Below are 1,916 nucleotides of genomic sequence, written 5' to 3'. Positions count from 1 at the left end.
CGGCCGCGTCGGCGCTGGCCGGGCCGGCACCGGACGCCGCGGCGGCGGTCATCGCGGCCTGGCTGGCACTGGAGTCGGCGGCGGCCGGCAGCGGCGCGCCCCGCGACCCCGTCCAGACCCCCACCGAGTTCACCGCGGCTCTGCTGCGCCGCCACCACGCCGACGAGCACGCCGTCACCACCCTGCTCGGCCTCTATCACCGGGCCCGGTTCGCGGTGCACCCCGGCCTCGGCGCCGGCGACGTGGCGGCCGCCCGGCAGGCGCTGGACACGGTGGTCGGCACGCTCGGCACGGCGGGGACCCGATGAGCCGCCGGGCGATCGTCCGGGCGGTGCTGCTCGGCGCGGCCGCCGGCCTGGTCACGTGGGTGTTCGGTGTGCAAGGCCCGCGGCCGGTGCTGATCGGGGCGTGCGTCGCGGCCGGGACGGCGGCGGTGCTGAGCATCCCGCCGGGCTGGTACGGGACCTGGCCGGCCCGCCCGCGGCCGGCGTCCGGCGGCGGCTCCGGACAGGTCTGGCGGCTGGCCAACCGGCTGCGCCGCTTCGAGAACGACGACGACCCGGCGCGGCAGCAGCGGCTGCGCGCGCTCGCCGCGGCCCGGTTGCGGCGCCTGGGCCTGGACTGGGACGACCCGCGAGCGGTCCAGGCGCTCGGTCCGGACGTGCACGCGGCGCTGTCGGCGCAGGCGCTGCGGCCCAGCCTGAGCGACGTCGACGCCGTCGTCACCGCGATCGAACGACTCGACGCACCTTCCGGAGGAACCCGACCATGACGACGCCCAGCAGCACCGCCCTCCCGATCGCCGAGGTGGCCAGGGTCGGGTCGGCCGTCCTCGACGGTGTCGGCACGGCCGTGGTCGGCATGCGTCGGACGCTGCGGCTGGCGCTGGCGGCGATCCTGGCCGGCGGACACGTGCTGTTCGAGGACGTGCCGGGCCTGGGCAAGACGCTGGCGGCGCGCAGCCTGGCCGCCGCGCTGGGGCTGAAGTTCCGCCGCCTGCAGTGCACGCCCGACCTGCTGCCCGGCGACGTCACCGGGTCGTTCGTCTGGGATCCCGGCTCCCGCGAGTTCGGCTTCCGGCCCGGCCCGGTCTTCGCCGGCCTGCTGCTGGCCGACGAGATCAACCGGACGCCGCCGAAGACGCAGTCGGCGCTGCTGGAGGCGATGGCGGAGCGGCAGGTGACGGTGGAGGGCCGGACGTTCGCACTGCCCCGGCCGTTCCACGTGCTCGCGACGTCCAACCCCGTCGAGTACGAGGGCACCTACCCGCTGCCGGAGGCGCAGCTGGACCGGTTCATGCTCCGGCTGTCGGCCGGGTACCTCGAGCCGCCGGACGAGGCGCAGGTGCTGGCGCGTCGCATCGCCCGGCGGCAGGAGGCGGCCGACGTCGCGGCGGTGGTCGACGCCGAGACGGTGCGCGCGCTGCAGGCCGGCGTCGAGAGCGTCGACGCCGACCCGTCCGTCGTCGCGTACTGCGTCGACCTCGCCGCCGCGACCCGCCGGCAGCGCGCCGTCGAGGTGGGCGCCTCCCCGCGCGGGTCGCTGGCCCTGCTGCTCACCGCCCGGGCGCTGGCGGTGCTGGACGGCCGCGACTACGTGCTCCCCGAGGACGTCAAGGAGGTCGCGGTGCCAGCGCTGGCGCACCGGCTGACGCTCACCCCGGAAGCGTGGACCACCCGGCTGCGCACCGCGGACATCGTCACCGAGGTGCTCGGCCAGGTTCCCGGCCCGGCGTCGGGCCGATGACCCGCGACTACGTCTGGCGGGCCAGCCCGGCGCTGGCCCGCTCGCTGCTGCTGCCGGCGGTGCTCGCGGCGGCCGGCCTGGCGCTCGGCCGGGCCGACCTCGTGCTGCTCGGCGTCCCGCTGGTCGTCGGGACCGCCCTGGCGTTCGGCACGGCGGCCGAACGGCGGGCG

3 protein-coding genes are annotated in these 1,916 nt (G+C 77.6%); all 3 read left to right on the top strand.

Going from position 1 to position 1,916, the window contains the following annotated elements:
* A partial coding sequence (locus DY240_RS22920) for a DUF4129 domain-containing protein (RefSeq protein ID WP_147375460.1) occupies window positions 1-308 on the top strand: 308 nt, incomplete at its 5' end.
* Entirely contained in the window at window positions 305-772 is a 468-nt protein-coding gene (locus DY240_RS22915) for a hypothetical protein (RefSeq protein WP_119662097.1), read from the top strand. The genes DY240_RS22920 and DY240_RS22915, both read left to right, overlap by 4 nt.
* Window positions 769-1,746, top strand: a complete 978-nt coding sequence (locus tag DY240_RS22910) for an AAA family ATPase (RefSeq protein WP_119662096.1) — start codon at window positions 769-771, stop codon at window positions 1,744-1,746. Before DY240_RS22915 ends, DY240_RS22910 begins: the two co-directional genes overlap by 4 nt.
* Window positions 1,747-1,916: the final 170 nt, after the last annotated feature.

The sequence above is a fragment of the Jiangella rhizosphaerae genome (assembly GCF_003579925.1).
Lineage (GTDB): Bacteria > Actinomycetota > Actinomycetes > Jiangellales > Jiangellaceae > Jiangella > Jiangella rhizosphaerae.
The sequence above is the reverse complement of the archived record's forward strand: the minus strand, read 5'-3'. Positions and strand labels throughout refer to the sequence as shown.

Bases quoted from the DNA above. Each gene is read 5' to 3' on its own strand.
- DY240_RS22910 (WP_119662096.1), top strand. From the start codon at position 769: ATGACGACGCCCAGCAGCACCGCCCTCCCGATCGCCGAGGTGGCCAGG.
- DY240_RS22915 (WP_119662097.1), top strand. From the start codon at position 305: ATGAGCCGCCGGGCGATCGTCCGGGCGGTGCTGCTCGGCGCGGCCGCC.